This window comes from Hansschlegelia quercus (genome assembly GCF_004310425.1).
In the GTDB taxonomy this organism is placed as follows: domain Bacteria; phylum Pseudomonadota; class Alphaproteobacteria; order Rhizobiales; family Methylopilaceae; genus Methylopila; species Methylopila quercus.
Genome location: NZ_SIUB01000001.1, coordinates 305,950 through 326,874, shown reverse-complemented (window position 1 = coordinate 326,874; position 20,925 = coordinate 305,950). Strand labels below are relative to the sequence as shown.

19 protein-coding genes are annotated in these 20,925 nt (G+C 68.7%); 1 reads left to right on the top strand and 18 read right to left on the bottom strand.

The window, feature by feature from the left end:
* Position 1 precedes the first annotated feature (1 nt).
* From EYR15_RS01545 to EYR15_RS01475, 15 genes are all read right to left on the bottom strand, one after another.
* Positions 2 to 877, bottom strand: a complete 876-nt coding sequence (locus tag EYR15_RS01545) for an urease accessory protein UreD (protein ID WP_131001125.1) — start codon at positions 875 to 877, stop codon at positions 2 to 4.
* Complete coding sequence (gene urtE / locus EYR15_RS01540; protein WP_131001124.1) at positions 852 to 1,547, bottom strand: urea ABC transporter ATP-binding subunit UrtE; 696 nt, start codon at positions 1,545 to 1,547, stop codon at positions 852 to 854. Before urtE ends, EYR15_RS01545 begins: the two co-directional genes overlap by 26 nt.
* 4 nt (positions 1,548 to 1,551) lie before the next feature.
* Positions 1,552 to 2,310 carry an urea ABC transporter ATP-binding protein UrtD gene (gene urtD, locus EYR15_RS01535; RefSeq protein WP_131001123.1) on the bottom strand — a complete coding sequence of 253 codons (759 nt, stop codon included), beginning with the start codon at positions 2,308 to 2,310 and terminating at the stop codon, positions 1,552 to 1,554.
* Positions 2,307 to 3,458: an urea ABC transporter permease subunit UrtC gene (gene urtC / locus EYR15_RS01530; protein WP_131001122.1), complete on the bottom strand. Its 1,152-nt coding sequence runs from the start codon at positions 3,456 to 3,458 to the stop codon at positions 2,307 to 2,309. The genes urtD and urtC overlap by 4 nt, the downstream gene beginning before the upstream one ends.
* Complete coding sequence (urtB, locus tag EYR15_RS01525; protein WP_245498091.1) at positions 3,455 to 5,065, bottom strand: urea ABC transporter permease subunit UrtB; 1,611 nt, start codon at positions 5,063 to 5,065, stop codon at positions 3,455 to 3,457. The genes urtC and urtB overlap by 4 nt, the downstream gene beginning before the upstream one ends.
* A gap of 81 nt (positions 5,066 to 5,146) precedes the next feature.
* Positions 5,147 to 6,439, bottom strand: coding sequence for an urea ABC transporter substrate-binding protein (gene urtA, locus EYR15_RS01520; protein ID WP_131001120.1), 1,293 nt, complete (start codon positions 6,437 to 6,439; stop codon positions 5,147 to 5,149).
* 278 nt (positions 6,440 to 6,717) lie between these two features.
* Positions 6,718 to 8,103 (bottom strand): cytochrome P450, encoded by a 1,386-nt coding sequence (locus tag EYR15_RS01515; protein ID WP_131001119.1) that lies wholly within the window; start codon positions 8,101 to 8,103, stop codon positions 6,718 to 6,720.
* Between the two features lie 9 nt (positions 8,104 to 8,112).
* The gene (locus tag EYR15_RS01510) at positions 8,113 to 8,352 is read right to left on the bottom strand and encodes a DUF2188 domain-containing protein (protein ID WP_131001118.1); all 240 of its coding nucleotides are present in this window, start codon (positions 8,350 to 8,352) and stop codon (positions 8,113 to 8,115) included.
* A 69-nt stretch (positions 8,353 to 8,421) separates the two neighbouring features.
* On the bottom strand, positions 8,422 to 9,600 hold the full coding sequence (locus EYR15_RS01505; RefSeq protein WP_245498090.1) for an acyl-CoA dehydrogenase: 1,179 nt from the start codon (positions 9,598 to 9,600) through the stop codon (positions 8,422 to 8,424).
* 45 nt (positions 9,601 to 9,645) lie between these two features.
* The gene (locus tag EYR15_RS01500) at positions 9,646 to 11,184 is read right to left on the bottom strand and encodes a cryptochrome/photolyase family protein (protein WP_131001117.1); all 1,539 of its coding nucleotides are present in this window, start codon (positions 11,182 to 11,184) and stop codon (positions 9,646 to 9,648) included.
* 33 nt (positions 11,185 to 11,217) lie between these two features.
* Entirely contained in the window at positions 11,218 to 12,828 is a 1,611-nt protein-coding gene (locus tag EYR15_RS01495; protein WP_131001116.1) for an NTP transferase domain-containing protein, read from the bottom strand.
* Positions 12,825 to 13,514: an XdhC family protein gene (locus EYR15_RS01490; protein ID WP_131001115.1), complete on the bottom strand. Its 690-nt coding sequence runs from the start codon at positions 13,512 to 13,514 to the stop codon at positions 12,825 to 12,827. The genes EYR15_RS01495 and EYR15_RS01490 overlap by 4 nt, the downstream gene beginning before the upstream one ends.
* The gene (locus tag EYR15_RS01485; RefSeq protein WP_131001114.1) at positions 13,511 to 13,819 is read right to left on the bottom strand and encodes an XdhC family protein; all 309 of its coding nucleotides are present in this window, start codon (positions 13,817 to 13,819) and stop codon (positions 13,511 to 13,513) included. The genes EYR15_RS01490 and EYR15_RS01485 overlap by 4 nt, the downstream gene beginning before the upstream one ends.
* 73 nt (positions 13,820 to 13,892) lie before the next feature.
* Positions 13,893 to 14,360 carry a DUF488 domain-containing protein gene (locus EYR15_RS01480; protein WP_131001113.1) on the bottom strand — a complete coding sequence of 156 codons (468 nt, stop codon included), beginning with the start codon at positions 14,358 to 14,360 and terminating at the stop codon, positions 13,893 to 13,895.
* A 13-nt stretch (positions 14,361 to 14,373) separates the two neighbouring features.
* On the bottom strand, positions 14,374 to 14,883 hold the full coding sequence (locus EYR15_RS01475; RefSeq protein ID WP_131001112.1) for a hypothetical protein: 510 nt from the start codon (positions 14,881 to 14,883) through the stop codon (positions 14,374 to 14,376).
* A 228-nt stretch (positions 14,884 to 15,111) separates the two neighbouring features.
* Here EYR15_RS01475 and EYR15_RS01470 point away from each other — a divergent pair, with 228 nt between their 5' ends.
* Positions 15,112 to 15,402: an usg protein gene (locus EYR15_RS01470; protein WP_131001111.1), complete on the top strand. Its 291-nt coding sequence runs from the start codon at positions 15,112 to 15,114 to the stop codon at positions 15,400 to 15,402.
* Positions 15,403 to 15,414: 12 nt separating this feature from the next.
* Here EYR15_RS01470 and EYR15_RS01465 read toward each other — a convergent pair whose 3' ends face one another.
* From EYR15_RS01465 to EYR15_RS01455, 3 genes are read right to left on the bottom strand one after another with little or no spacing between them, the layout of a single operon-like run.
* Complete coding sequence (locus tag EYR15_RS01465; RefSeq protein ID WP_131001110.1) at positions 15,415 to 18,897, bottom strand: ATP-binding protein; 3,483 nt, start codon at positions 18,895 to 18,897, stop codon at positions 15,415 to 15,417.
* Positions 18,884 to 20,149 (bottom strand): metallophosphoesterase family protein, encoded by a 1,266-nt coding sequence (locus EYR15_RS01460; RefSeq protein ID WP_131001109.1) that lies wholly within the window; start codon positions 20,147 to 20,149, stop codon positions 18,884 to 18,886. Before EYR15_RS01460 ends, EYR15_RS01465 begins: the two co-directional genes overlap by 14 nt.
* A gap of 59 nt (positions 20,150 to 20,208) precedes the next feature.
* On the bottom strand, positions 20,209 to 20,796 hold the full coding sequence (locus EYR15_RS01455; RefSeq protein WP_131001108.1) for a biliverdin-producing heme oxygenase: 588 nt from the start codon (positions 20,794 to 20,796) through the stop codon (positions 20,209 to 20,211).
* Positions 20,797 to 20,925 lie beyond the last annotated feature (129 nt).

Genomic DNA, 20,925 nt, shown 5'->3' with positions numbered 1-20,925 from the left:
GTTAACATGACCATACCCTCGGCAGAGGCCGCCCAAGAAGCAAGGGCAGCACGCTGCGCGAAGCGTCGCGCAACGCTTCCGTGCGCGCCGCAAGGAAGCGGACGACCAGCATGCCGTTCCAGGCGCTGACGCCCGACTCTACTGCCGGGTGGCCCTCCAGCGCGGCGCGGACCGGGTCGAGCAGGGCTTCCGCGTCCGGCGCGACATGGAGCAGCGTCGCAAGTGTCGTCGCTCCGGCGGCCACGGTCCGCTTCGCCATCAATTCGCGCACCGCGCCCGCGATCCGCAGCCGGTCGGCGAAGACGAGCTTGTTGTCGCGGCGCACGCGCCAGCAATCGTCGAACTGGCCGCTCTCCACGGTTTCGCCGCGCGCCGTGCGGCCGAACATGACGGCTTCGTAGACCGTGAGGCGGCCGTCGCGGGCGATGTCGGCATCCAGCCTGCGGGCGAGGCGGGCGTGGTCGAACAGGATCGTCTCCTGCGGGACCCAGGCGAGCGCGCCGCCTGGCTCGATGGCGAGCCGCGTTGAGACCTCGGTGACCGGTCCGTCCGAGCGGTAGACGCGCTCGGCGCCAGGCGTCGAAAGCGTAAGCGCGGCGCCCGGTCCGACGTCGGCCGCGACGCGCATCCGGTCGCCGCAGGCGAGGCCGCCGGCGACGTTCAGCATCACCCCGTCGAGCCCGTGCTCGGAACGCGGCAGGCGCAAGCGCGCCGCGCCGCTTTCGGCGACACGCGCCGCGCGGGAAACGCCGCGGGACGCTTCGGCCCGGACCACGATCGAGCCGTCCGCGCGCTGGCGACGGGAGGCGTCTTCGGACTGCGAAGGCTGGGGCGGCTCGCGCTCCAAAACCTCAGAAGGCGAGGCGCTGGCGTACATTGTCCCCCTGGAGCGCCTTGGCGTCGCCGCTCTCCACAACCTCGCCGCGCTCCATCACGATGAAGCGGTCCGCGAGCTCCTGGGCGAAGTCGAAATACTGCTCGACCAGCACGATGGCCATCGTGCCCTTGCTCCGCAAGTAGCGGATCGCGCGACCGATGTCCTTGATGATCGAGGGCTGGATGCCCTCGGTCGGCTCGTCGAGCACCAGCAGCTTCGGCCGCGTCACGAGCGCGCGGCCGATCGCGAGCTGCTGCTGCTGGCCGCCGGAAAGGTCGCCGCCGCGCCGGTGAAGCATGCTCTTCAGCACGGGAAACAGTTCGAAGATCTCGTCGGGAATGGTCCGCTCGGCGCGCTTCAGCGGCGCGAAGCCGGTCTCGAGGTTCTCGCGGACGGTGAGCAGCGGAAAGATCTCGCGGCCCTGCGGCACGTAAGCAATGCCGAGGCTCGCGCGGTCGTAAGGGCGAAGGCCCTGAAGCGAGCGACCCCCGAAGCTGATCGAGCCGCCTGAGATCGGCCGGTGGCCGGCGATGGCGCGCAGCAGCGACGTCTTGCCGACGCCGTTGCGCCCGAGCACGCAAGTGACCTCGCCGGCGTTCGCCTCGACCGAGACGCCTTTCAGCGCGCGGGCGGAGCCGTAATGCAGCGAGATGTCGTCGACCTTCAGCATGGTCTCAGCGCCCCAGATAGACTTCGATCACCCGCTCGTTCGCCGAGACCGCGTCGAGCGAGCCTTCGGCGAGCACCGAACCCTCGTGCAGGCAAGTGACCTTCACGCCGAGGTCGCGCACGAACACCATGTCGTGCTCGACCACGACCACCGACGCGGTCTTGGCGATCTCGCGCAGCAGGTCGGCGGTGTCGGCGGTCTCCTGGTCGGTCATCCCCGCGGCGGGCTCGTCGACCAGCAGCAGCTTCGGCTCCTGCGCGAGCAGCATGCCGATCTCGAGCCACTGCTTCTGGCCGTGGCTAAGCTCGCCTGCGCTGCGATGGCGCGAGGCGGTGAGGCGCACGCGCTCAAGCAGCGCGTCGATACGCTCCTTCTCTTCCCGCGTGCGCTTGGAGAACAGCACGGGGAACGGCCTCCGGTCCGTCTTCAGCGCGAGCAGGATGTTGTCTTCGACCGTGTGCATGTCGAACACGGTCGGGGTCTGGAACTTGCGGCCGATGCCGAGCTGCGAGATCGACGCCTCGTCGAGGCGGGTGAGATCGTGCCGCGCCTGGAACAAGGCGGTCCCGGTGTTCGGCCGGGTCTTGCCGGTGATGACGTCCATCATCGTGGTCTTGCCGGCGCCGTTCGGGCCGATGATCGCGCGCATCTCGTTGGCGCCGATCGACAAGGACAGCCTGTTCAGCGCGCGGAAGCCGTCGAAGGTGACGGAGACGTCGTCGAGATAGAGCAGCGCGCTGGTGACCTCCCCGCCGATCGTCATTGCGCGGGCTCCGCGGGCGCGGTCTTCGGAGCGACGACGCCGGGCGCCGCCGGCAGTTCGCTCTTGCGCCTGATGCCGAGAATGTCCGTCACCGCCCCGACCACGCCCTTCGGGATGAGCAGCGTGGTCGCGACGAACAGGCCGCCGAGCGCGAATAGCCAAAGCGAGGGCAGGGCGCCCGTGAACCAGGTCTTGCCGGCGTTGACGATGACGGCGCCGAGCGCGGCCCCCACCAGCGTGCCGCGCCCGCCAACTGCGACCCAGATCACCGCCTCGATCGAGTTCGCCGGCGCAAACTCTGATGGGTTGATGATGCCGACCTGTGGCACGTAGAGCGCCCCGGCGACGCCGGCGATCATGGCGGAAAGCGTGAAGACCACTAGCTTGTAGTTCTCGACCCGGTAGCCGATGAACCGTGTCCGGCTCTCGGCGTCGCGCACAGCGACGACGACCTTGCCGAGCTTCGACGTCACCACCCAGCGGGCGAGCAGGTAGCCGAGCGCCAGCGCGACGGCGGTGGCCGCGAACAGAGCCGCGCGCGTCTCCGCCCATTGCAGCGGGTAACCGACGATCTCCTTGAAGTCGGTGAGGCCGTTATTGCCGCCAAAGCCCATGTCGTTGCGGAAGAAGGCGAGCATCAGCGCAAAGGTCATGGCCTGCGTGATGATCGAGAGATAGACGCCCGTGACGCGGGAGCGGAAGGCGAGCCAGCCGAAGCCGAAAGCCAGCAGGCCGGGCACGGCGATCGCCACCAGGCACGCGAACCAGAAGTGGTCGAAGCCCAGCCAGAACCATGGCAGCTCCTGCCAGTTCAGGAACACCATGAAGTCGGGCAGCACCAGGTTTCCGTAGACGCCGCGCGAGCCGATCTGGCGCATCAGGTACATGCCCATCGCGTAGCCGCCGAGCGCGAAGAACGCGCCGTGACCGAGCGAGAGGATGCCGCAATAGCCCCAGACGAGATCGAGCGCGAGGGCGAGCAGAGCGAAGGCGAGGTACTTGCCCAGCAGCGGGACCAGATAGTCCGGGATGTGCAGGGCCGAGTCCGGGGCGAGCCACAGGTTCGACGCCGGCACCAGCACCGCGAGCGCAAGCACGATCGCGAGGAAGATGAGCCCCGCGCCGTCGATCAGGCGATAGCGGCTCATGCTTCGACAGCCCTTCCCTTGAGCGCGAACAGGCCGCGGGGCTTCTTCTGGATGAACAGGATGATCGCGATCAGCAGGATGATCTTGCCCAGCACCGCGCCGGCGAAGGGCTCCAGCAGCTTGTTCGCGACGCCGATCGAGAGCGCGCCGACAAGCGTGCCCCAAAGATTGCCGACGCCGCCGAACACGACGACCAGGAAGCTGTCGATGATGTAGTTCTGGCCGAGGTTGGGACTGACATTGTCGATCTGGCTGAGCGCCACGCCCGCGATGCCGGCGACGCCGGAGCCGAGGCCGAAGGTCATCGCGTCGACGCGCGGCGTGCGGATGCCCATCGAGCCCGCCATGCGCCGGTTCTGCGTCACCGCGCGGACCTGCAGCCCGAGGCTGGTGCGCCGCAGGAGAAGCTGGAGCGCGAAGAACACGGCGAGCGCGAACAGGATGATCGCGATGCGGTTCCATGTCAGCGACACGCCGAGGATTTCGATCGAGCCTTGCAGCCATTCCGGCGTCTGCACGGTGCGATTGCTCGGCCCGAACACCGAGCGGACGGCCTGCTGAAGGATCAGGCTGACGCCCCAGGTTGCGAGCAACGTCTCGAGCGGACGGCCGTAGAGGAAGCGGATCACCGTGCGCTCGATCAGCGCCCCGACGGCGCCCGCGACCAAGAAGGCGACGGGGATCGCGATGACGAGCGAGGCGCTGTTCAGCGCGGGTAGGTAGGCGCCGATCAGGCTCTGCGTGAGGAAGGTCGCATAGGCGCCGATCATCACCATTTCGCCATGCGCCATGTTGATCACGCCCATGACGCCGAAGGTGATGGCGAGGCCGATGGCTGCGAGCAGCAGCACGGAGCCGAGCGACATGCCGTAGACGAGGTTCTGGATGACGTTGGCGACCGTGGCCCAGCGCTCGATCGCGGCGACGCCCTTTTCGGCCGCGGCCTTGACGGAGACGGGCGTGTCGGCGGGCAGGGTGCGGAGCGCGGCGAGAGCGTCTGGATCGGCGACGGAGGCGACGGTCGCGGCGGCGGCGGCCCGCTCTGCTTCGGGCGCGTCCGCCTTGCCAAGGATGATCGCGGCGCGGGCCTGCTCTAGGGCCTTCTTCGCCGCAGCGTCCTTCTCGTCGGCGAGCGCGTGGTCGATCGCGGGGAGGGCGGTTGACTCGCGCGTCTTGAACACCGCGCGGGCGGCGGCGGCGCGCTTGGCCGCATCGGGCGAGCGCAGCTCGAATGCGCCACCGGCGGCGTCGACTGCGCGGCGAAGGCGGTTGTTGACGCGCACGGTCTTCAGGGGTTTGCCCGCGAGTTCGGCCGGGGCGGGCTCGCCGGTCTTGGCGAGCTTCAGAGCGCCGGAGGCGTCCTTGTAGAGGACGGTCTTGCTCTCTGGATCGAATAGGAGCCGTCCTGCGGCGAGCGCTTCGATCACCGCAAGGCCGTTCGGCGCAGCGGTCGCGACGAGGCCCTGCAGAGCTTTGTCCGTGTCGTCATATTTGTCGGTGGTGAAGCCACTCAGCGCGTCGTCGATTGCGTCGGCGCACGCCGGGCCCGCGACAAGCGCTGCGCAGAAGGCGGCGAAGGCGATCAGCCGGACAAGACCGGAGAGCATGGGCGGCGCCACCATTTCCAGGAGAAAGCGCGGCCGACGCGCGGGAGGACGCGCCGGCCGCGGAGCTTAAGCAGGGCGGGCTCAGGCGCCCCCGCCGCACTTCTTGGTCTTGGTGTTGTAGTTGCCGCACTTGAGCGTGACCCAGTCGGCCTCAAGGTCCTTCGAGCCGGGCAGGAAGTCCGACCAGGCGTCGCCCGGCACGAGATCGGGGGTCTTCTCCACAACGTCGAACTGGCCGTCGTCACGGATTTCGCCGATCAGCACCGGCTTGGTGATGTGGTGGTTCGGCAGCATCTTGGACACGCCGCCGGTCAGGTTCGCCTGCTCCGTGCCGGGAAGCGCGTCGATGACCTTGTCAGGGTCCGTGGAGCCCGCTTTTTCGACCGCCTTCACCCACATGTTGAAGCCGATGTAGTGCGCTTCCATCGGGTCATTGGTCACGCGTTTCGGGTTCTTGGTGAAGGTCTGCCATTTGGCGATGAAGTCCTTGTTCTCCGGCGTGTCGACGGACATGAAGTAGTTCCACGCCGCGAGGTGGCCGACGAGCGGCGCAGTGTCGATGCCCGCGAGCTCCTCTTCGCCGACCGAGAAGGCGATGACGGGGATATCGGTTGCCTTCACGCCCTGATTGCCGAGCTCCTTGTAGAACGGCACGTTGGCGTCGCCGTTGATGGTGGAGACGACCGCGGTCTTCTTGCCCTCAGACCCGAACTTCTTGATGTCGGACACGATCGTCTGCCAGTCGGAATGACCGAACGGCGTGTAGTTGATCATGATGTCTTCGGCCGCGACGCCTTTCTCCTTGAGGTAGGCCTCGAGGATCTTGTTCGTCGTGCGCGGATAGACATAGTCGGTGCCGGCGAGCACCCAGCGCTTCACGCCTTCTTCCTTCATCAGATAGTCGACGGCCGGGATCGCCTGCTGGTTGGGGGCGGCGCCGGTGTAGAACACGTTGCGCTCGCTCTCCTCGCCCTCGTACTGCACGGGGTAGAACAGGACAGAATTCAGCTCCTTGAAGACCGGGAGCACGGACTTGCGGCTCACCGACGTCCAGCAGCCGAACACCACCGCGACCTTGTTCTGCGCGATCAACTCACGCGCCTTCTCCGCGAACAGCGGCCAGTTCGAGGCGGGATCGACGACCACCGGCTCGAGCTTCTTGCCGAGCACGCCGCCCTTCTTGTTCTGCTCGTCGATGAGCATGAGCATGGCGTCCTTCAGCGTGGACTCGCTGATCGCCATCGTGCCCGACAGCGAATGTAGAATGCCGACCTTGATGGTGTCGTCGGCCGCCCGAGCCGCCCCCGCGGCTCCGAATAACGCTGCCGCCGCCAGCGCGCCGGCCGCGACCGCTCCCCCGATTATTTTTAGCATCTCGATCTCCGTCGATCCGTCCGCTGAAGGGACGACGTGGAGCCTTCGCAAGCTCGGCGCCAAGGCGCGGAGAAGCGGCAGTTGCGCATCAGTCTCGCAGCAACGCGGCGCCGTTAGCTCTCAGTTTTGATTAAGAACGAGGCGCCTTGCCCGCGCACGAGGCGATAGGGCGAAAAGATGGCCCTTTCACTGCCTATCGGACGGGCTTCCGGCTTGATGGGGTTGTAGCACGATGGCGGCACGGCCCGAGCCGCAGATAGCGACGCCGTCTAGCAAGCTCAGGTCCGACGCGCGCGCATCCACATGCCGCCGTCAGGTTGCAGCGTGATGCGGGCGACCGGGAACACCTTATCGGGAGCTGCAAGCGCGAAGCGAAAAGCGGGAAGCACGCGCGACAGCACGATCACGATCTCCTGCAGCGCGAAGCCCTGGCCGATGCAGATGCGGGGCCCCAGTCCGAACGGGATGAACGCGCCGCGCGGCCTTTCCTCCGCGTCTGGGAGGAAACGCTCGGGGCGGAAGCGGTCCGGCTCCTCCCACGTCGCGCGGCGGCGGTGGGCGATCCAGGGCGAGATCACGATTTCCGTGCCCTTCGCGACGGGCTCGCCCGCGAGTTCATCCGCCTCAAGCGCGACGCGGGCGATGAAAGGCGCGGGCGGGTAGAGCCTCATCGCCTCGTCGATGACGGCGCGGGTGAAGACGAGCTTCTCCTCGATGTCCTTGCGTCCCGGCGCGCCGGACGCGAGGCTCGAGAGCTCGTCCCGCACGCGTCGCTCCACGCTTGGGAACAGCGACAGCAGATAGAGGATCCAGGCGAGCGCGTTGCCGGTCGTCTCGTGCCCGGCCGACAGGAAGGTCAGCACATTGTCCGCGACCGCCGGGGTCGCAAGCGTGCGTCCGCTCTGCGGGTCCGGCGCGCGCATCAGCCGGTCGAGCAGATCGACCGCTTCCTGACGGTCTTCCGCCTCCCGCGCGTCGACGACGCGGTTCACCACGCCGCGGAAGAACGCGATCGAGGGACGCGCCCTGATCGCTGAGAGGCTCGGCCACCATTTCGGCAGGCCGAGCACCGACGCCATGTCGATCCGGCCGATCGTATCGAAATAAATCGCCATATGCGCGTGCAGCCGCACGCGGTCGTCGTCCAGCGCCCCGGAGAACACGGTGCGGGAGACGATCTCGTAGGTGAGGCGCTGGAACTCGGCCGAAAGATCGAGCGGCGCGGCTTCGTCCGCCCGGTCCCGCCAGCGGGCGACCATCGCGTCCGCGGCGACCGCCATGTCGTCCCCGAGCGCCGCGATCGCGCGTGGGGAGAACAACGGCGCCGCCACGCGCCTCGCGCTCCGCCATTCCGCGCCTTCCGCCGTCAAAAGGCCGGCGCCGAGGGCAGGCTTCAGCCTGCGCTGCTGCTGCTCGCTCTTGGCGTAGGCCTGCGCATTGTCGACGAGGATCCGCTCAATCGCCGCCGGCTCGTTGACCAGCACGACGCGGTTGCGACCACGCGTGATGTCAATGATCCCGGCCTCGTAGGCCTGCTCGGAAAACGCGTCGATAGGGTTGGCGCGCAGCAGCCTGAGCGCGGAGAGAAGCGGAGGCCGCTTCGGCCGCGGCAGGGGCGCCGCAGGTCGAAGGAGCCGCGTGGCGTCGGAATCGGCGAGCGTCACGGCCGGGCGTCAGTCCTCGACATCGGTCGTCGGCCGGTCGCCGCCCGCGGAATGCTCTTCGCGCCAGACGCCCTTCTCGTCCTCGTATTCGATCTCGGTATCCTCGTCCGGAGCGCGCTGCTCGCGGGCGGCCTGTTCCGCCGCCGCATGGGCCTCCTCGCGCGTCGGAAAGGTTTCGGAGAACACGTCGCCGAGTTTGTACGCCCAGCCGCCGTCGTGCTCGACGACCGTGTAGTGCGCGTCCGACATTGAGGTCTCCTGAGGCCGGGTATGGTGAGCCAGAGATACGCTCGGCAGGCCCCGAGACAAGGAGGCCGTTCAGAACGCTGAGAGGCCGGTCACGCCGCGGCCGATGATCAGCGCGTGGATGTCGTGCGCGCCCTCGTAGGTGTTCACGGTCTCGAGGTTCAGCATGTGCCGCATGACAGGGAAGTCCTGACTGATGCCGGCGCCGCCGAGCATGTCGCGGGCGGTTCGGGCGATGTCGAGCGCCTTGCCCGCATTGTTGCGTTTGACGATGGAGATCATCTCCGGAGCGACGCGGCCCTCGTCGAACAGGCGCCCGACCCGTAAGGAAGCCTGCAGGCCGAGCGCGATCTCCGTCTCCATGTCGGCGAACTTCTTCTGCATCAGCTGGTTCGCGGCGAGCGGCCGGCCGAACTGCTTTCGGTCGAGCGTGTACGTGCGAGCGACGGCGAGGCAATTCTCCGCCGCCCCCATCGCGCCCCAGGAAATGCCGTAGCGCGCCCGGTTGAGGCAGCCGAACGGGCCCTTCAAACCAGAAATTCCCGGCAGCAGCGCGTCCTCGCCGACTTCGACGCCGTCCATGACGATCTCGCCGGTGACGGATGCGCGCAGCGAAAGCTTGCCCTCGATTTTCGGCGCGGAGAGGCCCGAAAGGCCTTTCTCCAGCACGAAGCCACGGATTGCGCCGTCATGCGCATCGGATCTCGCCCAGACCACGAAGAGGTCGGCGATCGGCGCGTTGGTGATCCAGGTCTTCACGCCCGAAAGGCGGTAGCCGGCGTCGGTTTTCTTCGCGAGCGTCAGCATGGCCGAGGGGTCGGAGCCGGCGTCGGGCTCCGTCAGGCCGAAGCAGCCGATGAGCTCGCCGCTCGCAAGCTTCGGCAGATAGCGCTCTTTCTGCGCCTCCGAGCCATAGGCGAAGATCGGATACATCACGAGCGACGACTGCACGCTCATCATCGAGCGATAGCCGCTATCGACGCGCTCAACTTCGCGCGCCACGAGGCCATAGGCGACATAGCTCGCTTCGGCGCAGCCATAGGCCGCGGGCAGGGTGACTCCCAGCAAGCCGAGCGCGCCCATCTCGCGGAAGATCTCGGGGTCGGCTCGTTCCTGCGCGAAGGCGTCGACGACCCGTGGCGCGAGTCTCGCCTGCGCGTAGTCCTCCGCCGTGTCCCGGATCATGCGTTCCTCCTCAGTGAGCTGATCGTCGAGGAGTAGGGGATCTTCCCATTCGAACGTGATGGCCAAGGCTCGCTCCGCCCGGTGGAAACGTCTCGTCACGCGGCTCCCGCGTCACCCCTCATAGTCGCTCGGCAGCGCGTCGAGAAAGGCCTTCGCGTCTCGCCCGATCTCAGCGCGGCGCTCGGGCGTCATCTTCGAAAGCGTGCGATAGGGCATCGCCAGCCGCTGGTTGTCGCCGAGCTTCCTCTCGTTCCGGGAGAGAAAATCCCAGTAGAGGTAGTTGAACGGGCAAGCGTCCGGGCCGGTTTTCTGTCTCACGTCGAAGCGGCAGGGGCCGCAATAATCCGACATCCGGTCGATGTAGGCGCCCGACGACGCATAGGGCTTTGAGCCCAACAGGCCGCCATCGGCGAACAGCGCCATACCGTGGACGTTCGGCAGCTCAACCCATTCATAAGCGTCGGCATAGACCAGCAGGTACCAGTCCTGGACCTCGCGGGGGCGAACGCCTGCGAGCAGCGCGAAATTGCCCAAAACCATCAGGCGCTGGATGTGATGGGCGTAGGCGTGATCCCGCGTGTCCGCCACGCAGTTCGCGAGGCAGTTCATCTCGGTCTCCGCCGTCCAATAGAGGTCGGGGAGCTTCCGGTCGGCCTCGAGGTGGTTGGTCTCGCGGTAGTCCGGCATCTTCAGCCAATAGACGCCGCGGATGTACTCCCGCCATCCGATGATCTGGCGGATGAAGCCCTCTACTGCGTTCAGCGGCGCGGCGCCCGCGCGGTAGGCGCGTTCGGCGGCCTCGCAGACCTCGCGTGGCGTGAGAAGGCCGGCGTTGATGTAGGGCGAGATCAGGCCATGGAAGATGAAGGGTCCGCCGGCCTTCATCGCATCCTGATAGTCTCCGAAGGTCGGCAGAGCGGAGGAAATGAAGGAGGCCAGAGCCTTCAGCGCGTCTTTGCGGGTGACCGCCCAGCCGAAATCGTCGAGCGTCCCGAAATTGTCAGGAAAGCGCGCCTCGACCAGCGTCATCACCTCCTGTGTCGTTTGGTCGGGCGGAAAGCGCAGCCGGTCCGGAATCGCCATGCCCTTCGGCAGCTTCTTGCGGTTTTCGGCGTCGAAGTTCCAGCGGCCGCCTTCCGGCTTGTCGTCATCCATCAGGAACCCGGTGGACTTGCGAACCTCGCGATAAAAGAACTCCATCCGCAGGCCCTTGCGGCCCGTCGCCCAGCGCTCGAAATCGCCGCGCGAGCAGAGGAAGCGGTCGTCCTCCCGGAGGAGGACGTCGCAGGAAAGCTCCTCACGCCAGTCCTGCATCATCTCCAGCACGCGCCACTCGCCCGGCTCCGTCAGCAAGAGCCGGTCGGGCCTGTGGCGCTCGATGGCGCGGGCGACTTCGCCGCCGAGCGAGCCGGTATTTCCTGCCTCGTCCAGGCGGACATAGTCGACCGTTACGCCTTCGTCGCGCAGCTCGTCGGCGAAACGGCGCATGGCGGCGAACAGGAAGACGAGTTTCTGCTTGTGGTGGCGGACATAGTTCGCCTCCTCCATGACCTCGGCCATGAGGACGACGTCTTGCGCCGGGTCGAGATCCTTAAGGGAGGCGAGGCCGCGGGTCAGTTGGTCAGCGAGAATGAGGCGCAGCGTCGTCATGGATCGACGCTACGTCCGGGATGGGCTCCCGGTTCAGCCTTGCTCGCGCAACGCCGCGAGCGCTTCGGGCGTATCAACGTCGATCAGCGAACCGTCGTCGTCGGCCGCGACCTCGCGCAAGGCTTCCAGATTCTCTTCGATCAGGTGGCGACCGCCGACGTCGCCTTCGACCTGCGCCAAGGCCTCGAAGAAGCGCCGTCCCCACAGCACAGGATTGCCGCGCCGCCCGCCGCGCGTCGGAGCGACTAGATGAGCGCCCGACGCGGGGTCGAACGCCTCCGCCAACCGGGCGACGAGGCGCGCGCCGACGCGGGGCATGTCGCCGAGAAGAACGAGAGCGCCATCCGTCTTCGACGGCAAGGCCGCGAGGCCCGCTTTCAGCGAGGTCGAGAGTCCCTCGGCGAAGCGCGGATTGTCGACGAAGCGGACGTTCAGGCCCGAGAGCGCCGCTTGTACGGCCAAGCGCTGATGGCCGGTCACGACCACCACGTCCTTCAGGCCGCCCGCAAGCGCAGCCTCCACTGCCAAGCGCACCAGCGGGCGCCCGTTGATCGTCTCCAGCAGCTTGTTCGGACCCCCCATCCGCGTCGATCGGCCCGCCGCGAGGATGATCGCTGAGACCTTCGGCTTTGCGGGCTCGGCTGGCTTATCCGCCCGCGGCTGAGGGCGCGAGACGATTTCCATCAGCAGACCTCCGACCCCCATGGCGGTGATGTCGCGCGCGCCGATCGGGAGCTTCGCGAGCAGGCGGTTCAACACCCAGTCGAAGCCGTTTTCCTTGGGGCTGCGCGCGCAGCCTGGCGCGCCGAGCACAGGCCGGCCGTCGATCTCGCCCAGCAGCAGCAGATTGCCCGGATCGACCGGCATGCCGAGGCGCTCGATCGCGCCGCCGGCAGCCTCGATCGCCGCCGGCACGACGTCGCGCCGGTCGGTGATCGCCGAGGCGCCGAACACCACGATGAGGTCGGGCTTCTCGATCGCGAGCTCGTTCAGCGCGCGCGTCAGCGCCGCTTCGTCGTGCGCGACCCGCCGCTCCGCGAAGACCTTTGCGCCAGCTATTGTAAGACGGCGCTCGAGCACTGCGATCGTCTTGTCGACCACCTTAGGATCGAGGCCCGGCAGCAGCGTCGAGACGGCCGCGACGCGCCTCAGGGCAAATGGCGCGACGCGCGCTAGGGGCCCGCGCGCGGCTTCCTCGCAGCGTGCGACGAGCGCCTCCGGCAGCGCGAAAGGAATGATCTTGACAGTCGCGACCATCGCGCCTTCCGCGACCACCGCATGCTCGTTCAGCGTCGCGAAGGTCACGGCCTCGTCGATCTCGTTCAGCGCGTCGATCCGCGCGCGGTCGACGATCAGCAGTCCGGCTTTCTTTGCGAAGATGTTCGCGCGCCCCGTGAAGGGCGCCTCGACGCGAACGGCGTCGCCAGCGAGCGCCATGGCGATGCGGTAAGCCGCCTCGTCCTCGGTGACGTCGTCCGGCCCAAGCTCGGCGCCGACGATCTCCGTGACGCCGCGCGCTCGGAGCTCAGAGATGTCCGCCGCCGTGACCCGCGCGCCTTTTTTCAGCACGTAACCATTCGAGCGGATCGCATGCGCCGCGACAGCGCCCTCGGAGCGGGCGAGCGGAATGGGACCGAACCTCACGCCCTGATCTCCGGCTTGCGCAGCGCGGCGGTGATTTCCGCCATGATCGAAACCGCGATCTCGGCCGGCGACGCGGCCCCGATGGGGAGGCCGATCGGCGCCCGAATGCGGTCGAAGTCGGCGGCCTTGACCCCCGTCGCGGCAAGGCGGTCGCGCCGCGCTGCGTGTGTCTTCCGAGAGCCGAGCGCGCCGACATAGAAGCAGCCGGCGGCGAGCGCCGCGGAAAGGCCGGGATCGTCGATCTTGGGATCGTGAGTCAGGGCGGCGAAGGCGGTGAAGGGGTCGAGGCCGAGGCGCGGCAGCGCGACGTCGGGCCATTCCGCGACGAGGTCGACGCCCGGAAAACGCTCCGGCGCCGCAAAGGCGGTGCGCGGATCGAGGACGGTCACCTCATAGCCGAGCGTGGCCGCCATCGGCGCAAGCGTCTGCGAGACATGGACAGCCCCGAGCACTACGAGCCGCGGCGAGGGGACATGGACGTTAAGGAAAACGGCTTTTCCATCAATGCTCTCAGCGGTCGTGCTCTTGCCCGACGCGAAGGCGTTTCTGATCTTTTCGGCGAACGGATCCGACGCTTCCGGCTCGATCACCAACCGCTGATCGCCGCTCGCCAGCTCCGTCACGATACAGGCGGCGCGGCGCGCGTCGCGCACCGCGTTCAGTTCGGCGAGCAGGTCGAGCCTCATGCCACCTTCTCGACGAACACCTTGATGCGCCCACCGCAGGAGAGCCCGACCCGCCAGGCGGTCTCGTCGGCGACACCGAATTCGAGGAGGCGCGGGCGGCCTGTCTCGATCACGTCAGCGGCTTCCGAGACCACGGCGCCCTCGACGCAGCCGCCGGAGACCGAGCCTTCAAACAGGCCGTCGCCGTCGATCACGAGATGACTGCCGACGGGGCGGGGCGCCGAGCCCCAGGTTTCCACGACGGTCGCGAGCGCCACCGCACGGCCTTCGCGCGCCCAGGTCTCGGCGGTCGACAGGGGGTCCATGGGCAAGCGTTTCCGGATGGAATGACGAACGTGAAATAGAACCCGCGCTCGGACTGCGCAACGCGGCTTGGGGTCAGGGCCGCTCGAAGGTCGCGGGCAGCGCGTGCAGGTGCTCGATCTCGATGTCGAGCTCGGCGTCGACGCGCTCCGCGATCATCAGGCGATGGCAGTGTTCGGACTCGCGCTCGAAACACAGCAGGCAGAGCTTCTTCCCCGTCCGCGTCAACGCCTTGAGGGCGGCGAGCTCCTCCTTCGCGGCGTCGGTCTCGAGATGAGCGGCGAAGATGCGGCGCATGTCGTCGTGGCGGCCGCTGCGCGCGGCGGCGCGGCCGTCCGCAGGCGTACCGAGCGCGCGCATGTGGAGATAGCCGACGCCGCGCTCCTCGACCTGCGCCGCGAGCGCGCGCTTGGAAAAGCCCGGCCGGCGGGAATTCGCGACCGCGCGCACGTCGACCAGCGTCTCGACGCCCGCGGTCGCGAGCGCGTCGGCGAGCGCGTTCGGCGTCGCGCCTTCGTAGCCGATGGTGAAGAGACGGGTCATTCGTGGTCCGAAATTATTTGAGGTCGCAGGCCCAGATCGTCTTGATCTTGGCCGCGAAACGCACGGCGGGATAGCCGTCGAAGAAGCCCGGAATGACGAACGTGGCTTCGCCCGACGGCGGGACGAGTCCGGTCGCGGTGAAGGCCATGTCGTTGAGGTCCATGTTCTGCGCCGTCACCTCGATCCGCGTCAACGCTCTGTCCGGAAATGGATTCTTGGCCTCCCAAGTGAACGTGCCCGCTTCCACGGTGTAGGACGGGCTCGCCGAGCGCACCTTGCGGAACTCCTCCAGCGTCAGCGGCGTCGCCTTGCAGCCGTCGAGCTTCGAACCGACGCCCTTCGCGTCCATCGCCTCGCGCGTTCGCGCGTCGCACGTCCCCCTGCATTCCTTGGCGGCGTCGCGGATGGCGATGTCGTCGGAGGACGATTCGAGCTTGCCCGAGAGGCACTCGCGGAAACAGCTTTGGGCGTCGGCCGCGCCTGCCGAGAGCGCGAAGAAGGCGGCGGCGAGGACGAAACGCATCGGGCATGCTCCGGAGGAAGGCTCTGACATCAGGCGCCCCAGCCTTACGCAGACGTCGGACCGTCGGACGTCGCCCTGTCCGATCGCAGCACTCGCGAGGTCCGGCTGCCAAAAGAATCTGGTTAAAGCGTTGTTAACGTCTTGGGATTGTCATGGAGGAGCAAGGCGTAACACAGTATTTGTGCGGCGCGTCGGACCCCGCGCCGTAAAGGCGATGGAGCGCGACCCATGAACGGATGCGGACGTTCTGTAAGCGACGGGGACTTTGCCCGCCAGATCGACGGTTTCGGCCTGACGACTGCCGAGATCCTCTACCGGCTGCCGGATCATCCGGCGCTTCTGCAATCATATGTCTGGCAGGAGTACGATCGCGCGCCGGAATACCCGGTGCTGCGCGGCTTTCTCGATTGGTGGCGGCGCGAGATCGAGGGCATGCTGCATTCGGTGCGCGTCGGCCACAAGGCGCTGATCGGCCCGGCCGACTTCGCGCCGGTTAAGGCCGAGTTCAGGCTCAACTAGGCGCGGCTTAACTCAGCCGCCGATCTCCACCAGACCGCACCGGCCTTGGGCCGCGAGCGCGGCGCCCATGTCGCGCACGCCGGCGTGGTGGGTGAACAGCAGCACCTGCGTGACGGATGCGAACTCCGCCAGCAGGTCGAGCGTGGCCTGGGCGCGGTCGTCGTCGAAGTGGACGAGCACGTCATCGGCGACGAAGGGCAGGGGCTCGGCCGCACGGCAATAGCTTTCGAGGCTCGCGAGCCGGAAGGCGAGGAACAACTGGTCGCGCGTGCCGTCGCTCATTGCGGCGACATGGACGGTGCGCCCGTCCGCGCGACGACCGACGACGACCGGCTGACCGCCGTCGTCGACATCCGCGCCGACGCCGGCATAGGCGCCGCGGGTCGCGAGCGCGAACAGCTCTCCGGCGCGCGCCACCAGCGGGTCCTGTCGCTCGGCGCGCACCTTCTGGATCGCCTCGTTGACGAGGTCTCGGGCGAGCGACAGCTCGACGTAACGCTCCGCCGCCTCGTGGAGCTCCGCGGTCGCGCTTTCGCGGGCGACAATCGCGCGGTTCACGCCCTCCTGCGTCGCCAGCGCGTCGAGGCTTGCGCGGGCGTCGTGCTCGGCGCGGATGGCGTCGTGATGGTCCTCGTCCGTGCGGCGAACCTGAGCTCGCATCGCTTCGGCGTCGGCTTTGACCTCGTCGAGATCGCGCCCGGCGGCGGCTTGCCTGAGATCATCGATCGAGCGTCCGTCCCCAGCGGTCGCGAGACCCTCCGTCAGCCGGGCGATCTCCTGCGCGAGCGATCGCCGCTCGGCGTGCCGGGCCGCGACCGCCGCGAGGGCTGCGCCGTCATCGGTGGCCACGCCGGCGGCTTCGGCGAGCCGGTCGATCTCGGCCCGCCGCTCGTCCAGCTCGGCGCGGCGACGGTCGAGGACGAGAGCGACTTCCTTCGCGTCGGGAGCCAGAGTTTCTCGATCGCGGCGGCGGCCGTCCGTTTCGGCGAAATGCGCAAACAGCATTCGCGCCGCCGCGACCGAATCGTCGGGCAACGCGACGCCGGCCGTGTCGCCGATTGCGGCGATGCGGTCGGAAAGCTCGGCCTCGTCGCGGTCCATCTTGCCGATGCGGTCGCGGATCAGGTCGAGCGCCGTCATTACGCCTCGGGCGCCCGACCATTCGACCGCGGCCGCCGCGGCGTCGTCGGCCGAGACGGTCACGTCGAGGCCGAGCCTGCGGACGGCCGGCCCCCACGCCTCGCGCCAGATCGACTCCTCCGCCTCGAGCATCGTGAGTTGCCGGCGCTCGGCTGTAAGCCGCGCAGCCGTCTTCTCGCGCGCGGCGAGGTCGCGCATATGTTCGGCATGGGCGTGGTCGTGCCGCTCGACCGCCGCAAGCGTAGCGCGCACCCGGTGTGGGAGCGGCTCATTCGGCTGAGGGGAGAGGCCGCAAGCCCGCTCCGCGAAATCGAGCGCCGCAAGCGACCCCGAAAGCTGGGCGCGCGCTGCCTCCGCGTCCCGAAGAAGGCTTCGCGCCTCACGGGTCGCAGCGAGGATGTCGCGGCGGCGTTCGGCGAGCGCCTTGAGGCCGCCGAGTTCGGGCGCGCGGGCGTCCGCGTCGGGGAAAGCCGCGGAGCGTTCCGCTCGCGCTTCGGCGCGTCCGGCCTCGATCGCCTGCAGCGCCCGTTCGGCGGCTTCCGCCGCAGCCGCCGCTTCGCTCAGGCGGCGCTTGGCCTGCGCCAGCCCCGCCGCGCGCTCGGCCTCGGCGGCGCGGCGGTCGGCGATGTCGTCTGAGGTCGCGAACGCCGCCTCGAGCGCGTCCGCCTCCAAGCGCCTGGTCTCCGGATCGCTCGACGACGCCTGCCCTGAGAGATGCGCCTCGCGGATCGGGCGCCACGCCTCGGTCCGGATCTGGCGGGCGGCGGCGAGCGAGGCCTCGCTTGCGACCTCGCGGCCCATGTCGAGCCGCGCGACGTCGGACAGCGCGATGTCGCGACGGGTCTCGGCGTCCGCTCTAAGCGTCGTCTGCCGAAGCCGCTCGGTCTCCGCCGTCTCGTCACGGGCGATGGCGCGCGCCAGCCAGTCCGGGTCTGGGCAGGACAGCGCTTCGAGTGCGGCGACGTCCGCAAAGGCGAGCGCACGCGCCGCCGCTTCGGCGCCGGCTTCCGCCGCGGCGCCCTGCGCGCGCTTGGTCTCGGCAATCGCGATCGCGCCGGGAAGCCCGGCGATTTCGGCCGTCGACACCCCAACTGGCGCGCCGCGGCCGGCGCGAAGCTCCGCGGCGATCCGGGCGTCAAGCGCGTCGATCTCGGCCTCCGCCTCGGCGATCGCCCGGTGCGCGTTCTCAACCGCGGGAGCCCTGCGCTGCGCTGCGCCCGCAAGCGCCCCGACAGCTCTCACGGCCTCCTCGGCGGGTAGGCGCGGGCCGAGGTCTTCGTCCGGCCCAAGCCCGAGCCGGCGCCGCAGCCCGTCGAGCCTGGCGCTGGTCTCGCCGAGCTCTTTCAGGCGGTTCGGCCTGTCGTCGCGCTGCTTGGCGAGGTGGGTCGCGCGCTCCGCGGCGTCTCGGATCTCGGCTTCGGCGGCCACCAGCCGGTCGTCGACGGCGATCGCGCCAAGGCGGGCGTTCAGCACTTCGGAAGCCGCCTCCGCCGAGGCGAGCGCGGCTTCCGCCTGGGTCAGCGCCGCAACCGCCGCCGAGACGTCGGCGTCGAAGGTTTCGGGCAGCGCTGGCGCGTCGATCGCAGCGAGCGCCTGTTCGGCCTGGTCGAGCGAGCGCAGTAGCGGAATGACGCGCGCGGTCCGCTCCAGCGCGGAAAGCGTGAGCGCCAGCGCCCGACGCTCCTCTCCGAGCCTGTTCTCCTCGCCCTTGGCCGCGGCCTGAGCGGCGCGGGCGGCTTCGTGCTTCTCACGCGTCAGAAGTCCTTCCTTCGCCTCGCGATCCGCGCCCTCGAAGGCGTCGAGCGCCTTGTAGAACGCGCGGTCGGCGGAGCGGCGCGGCGCGAACAGGCGGTCGATCTCGGAATCGATCGCCTTGAGCCGCGCGACGAGGGCGGAGAGCCCGCCGCCGGCCTCCACGATCAGCCGGCCGATTTCGCCGTCGGCTTGCAGCAGGCGCTCGCCGCCGCGGCGCAGGCGTTCGTGGTCAAGGCCGAACAGCGTCTCGAAGCGGTCGCGGTTCGTCGGGCCGAGCAGCGTGGCGAGCGCCGCCTCTTCGACGATGGAATTGTCGCCGTTTGTCAGCGTCCGAACATTTCCCTTGCGCCGGCGCAGCGTGAGGCTCGATCCATCGGCGCGGGATAGCGTGGCCTGAATTCGGATGGCGTCGTTTCCGAACACCGCGCCGCGGACGGTTCGGGGCGGCACGCCGAACAGGAAGTCGCCGATCGCGGAGAGCGTCGTGCTTTTGCCTGCCTCGTTCGGGCCGTAGATCACCGAGAGCCCGGTCTTCGGCAGCGTCAGCGCGCGGCTTTCGAACGCCCCGTAGCGCTCGATCGCGATCTCATCGAAGCGCATCGTCGCCCGTCACTTTGCCTTCGACGATGGCGAGCGCGAGATCGCGCGCCCGCGCGCCGGCGCTTTCGCGCAGCTGAGCGAACAGCTCTTCGGCGCGGGCGGAGGCTGGGAGCTTCGCCTTGAGTTCGGCGAGCCTGAGCTCGACTTTTTCGGTGAAAGCCGGATCTTCCGCGATCCCCGCGACGCCCGCCGCGATCTGGCCCGCGACGGTGGGATCGACGCTTCCGGCGGGCGCTGGGGGCATCCTGGTGGCGAGCGACAGCTTTTCGAGCCAGACTTCGGCCGACAGGCCGGCGGCGATGGTCTCGGCCTCGTCGCGCAGCAAGGCGCGCTTCAGCGTGAGTTCCCCGTGAAGCGACGTCACGCCGGTGAGCTTGAGTCTGAGCGCAAGCGGCCGGCCGTCGCTCGTCGCCGTCTCCTCGTCCATCGCGGCACGTATCGCGGCGAGCGCATCGTTCAACGTCTCGGCGCCTGCGACGTCGACCGTCCGGTTTGCCCAGCGCACGGAATCGAGGTCCCGGTGCTCGATCTTGTCGACCAAGCCGTCCGCGACATGGACCAGCGTCGCGCCCTTCGGTCCGGTCTCGCGCGCGCTGCGGCCCTGCAGGTTGCCGGGATAGAGCACGTGCGGCCGCTCGCTGAGGACGCGCCGGTCATGGATGTGGCCAAGCGCCCAGTAGTCGTAGCCGTGGTTCCTGAGCTGCTCGACGGAGCAGGGGGCGTAGGCCGCGTGCTCGCCTTCGTGGCCGATGCAGGCGGTGTGCAGCAGGCCGACATTGAAGGCTCCGGCCAAGGGCGGCGGATATTCCTGCGCGATGTTCTCGACCACGTCGCGCTGCGGAAAGCTGCGGCCATGGATCGCGACGTCGAGCCCTTCGATCGTCCGCGTCTCGGCCTTCTTCGTCGAGAACAGATGGACGTTCTCCGGGAACTCCAGCCGCGCCATGAAGCGGTTCTCGGCGTCGTGATTGCCGAGGATGATGAAAACGGGGATGCCGGCGTCGTTCAGCTTCCGCATGCGGGAGACGAAGAACAGGCCGGCCTTGATGTTGCGGAGGTCGCCGTCGAACACGTCGCCCGCGAGCAGGACGAAGCGGCACAGTTCGCCGATCGCAAGCGCCACGAGGGCGTCGAGCGCAGCGCGCGAGGCCTCCTCGACGCGCGCCGCGAAATCAGGCGAGCGGCCGGCGAGGCCGAGCAGCGGACTGTCGAGATGCAGGTCGGCTGCGTGGAGGAACCGGAAATCCGGCATGGCGGTCGCTCTGGAAGAGGAAGCGAGACCGTTAACGCGAGTCGGGCATTCGCGCAGAATCAGAAGGCGACGTCGACCAGCGCGCGGACATGGGCGAAAGCCTCGCGGGCGCCTTCGATCGCGCGGGTCTCGCCGGCTGGATCGAGCGGGACGGCGTCGAGCGCCGCGCTGAACGCGCGCCAGCGGGCGCCGCGGCCTTCCGGCGCGCCGGCGAGATGACGGGCGCCGAAGGCTTCGTCGAGACCGAGCCCCGCCGCCGCCTTGAGCAGGAAGGCCGCGCCGAGGTTGGAGCCTTCCGCGACATAGAGCCAGCCGAGCGCGCGGGCGGGATCGACCGTTTGGCCGGGCTCGAAGACGCGCGGGACGGACGGCGCGGCGGGCGCCAGGCCGAGATCGGCGAGGTCGGCTTCGATCTGGCCGAACCGCCGGTCGGCCCGGGGCAGGACGGCGGCGTCGACGTCGTTGATCAGCCGGTCGATCTCCGCATGGAAGGCGTGCTGCACGACGAGGAAGTGGCCATAGGCTTCGCGGGAGGCGAACGGCGCTTTGGCCATGATCGCGGCGTCGAGAGCGGCGTGGGCCTCAGTCGTCTCCGCCTTGAGGCGGCGGGAGAGGGCCTGCGTGTCGGCTTCGGCTACGAGACTCATCGGGCGTCCGGCGTGTGTGGAGCGCGCTAGCTATCATTGCGACGCCGCCGGACGCCAGCGCGGCGACGAGGGGTTGACGCGGCGTGCGCCGACGGCGATGGGAGGCTTCCCGGCGGAAGCGAGAGCGGC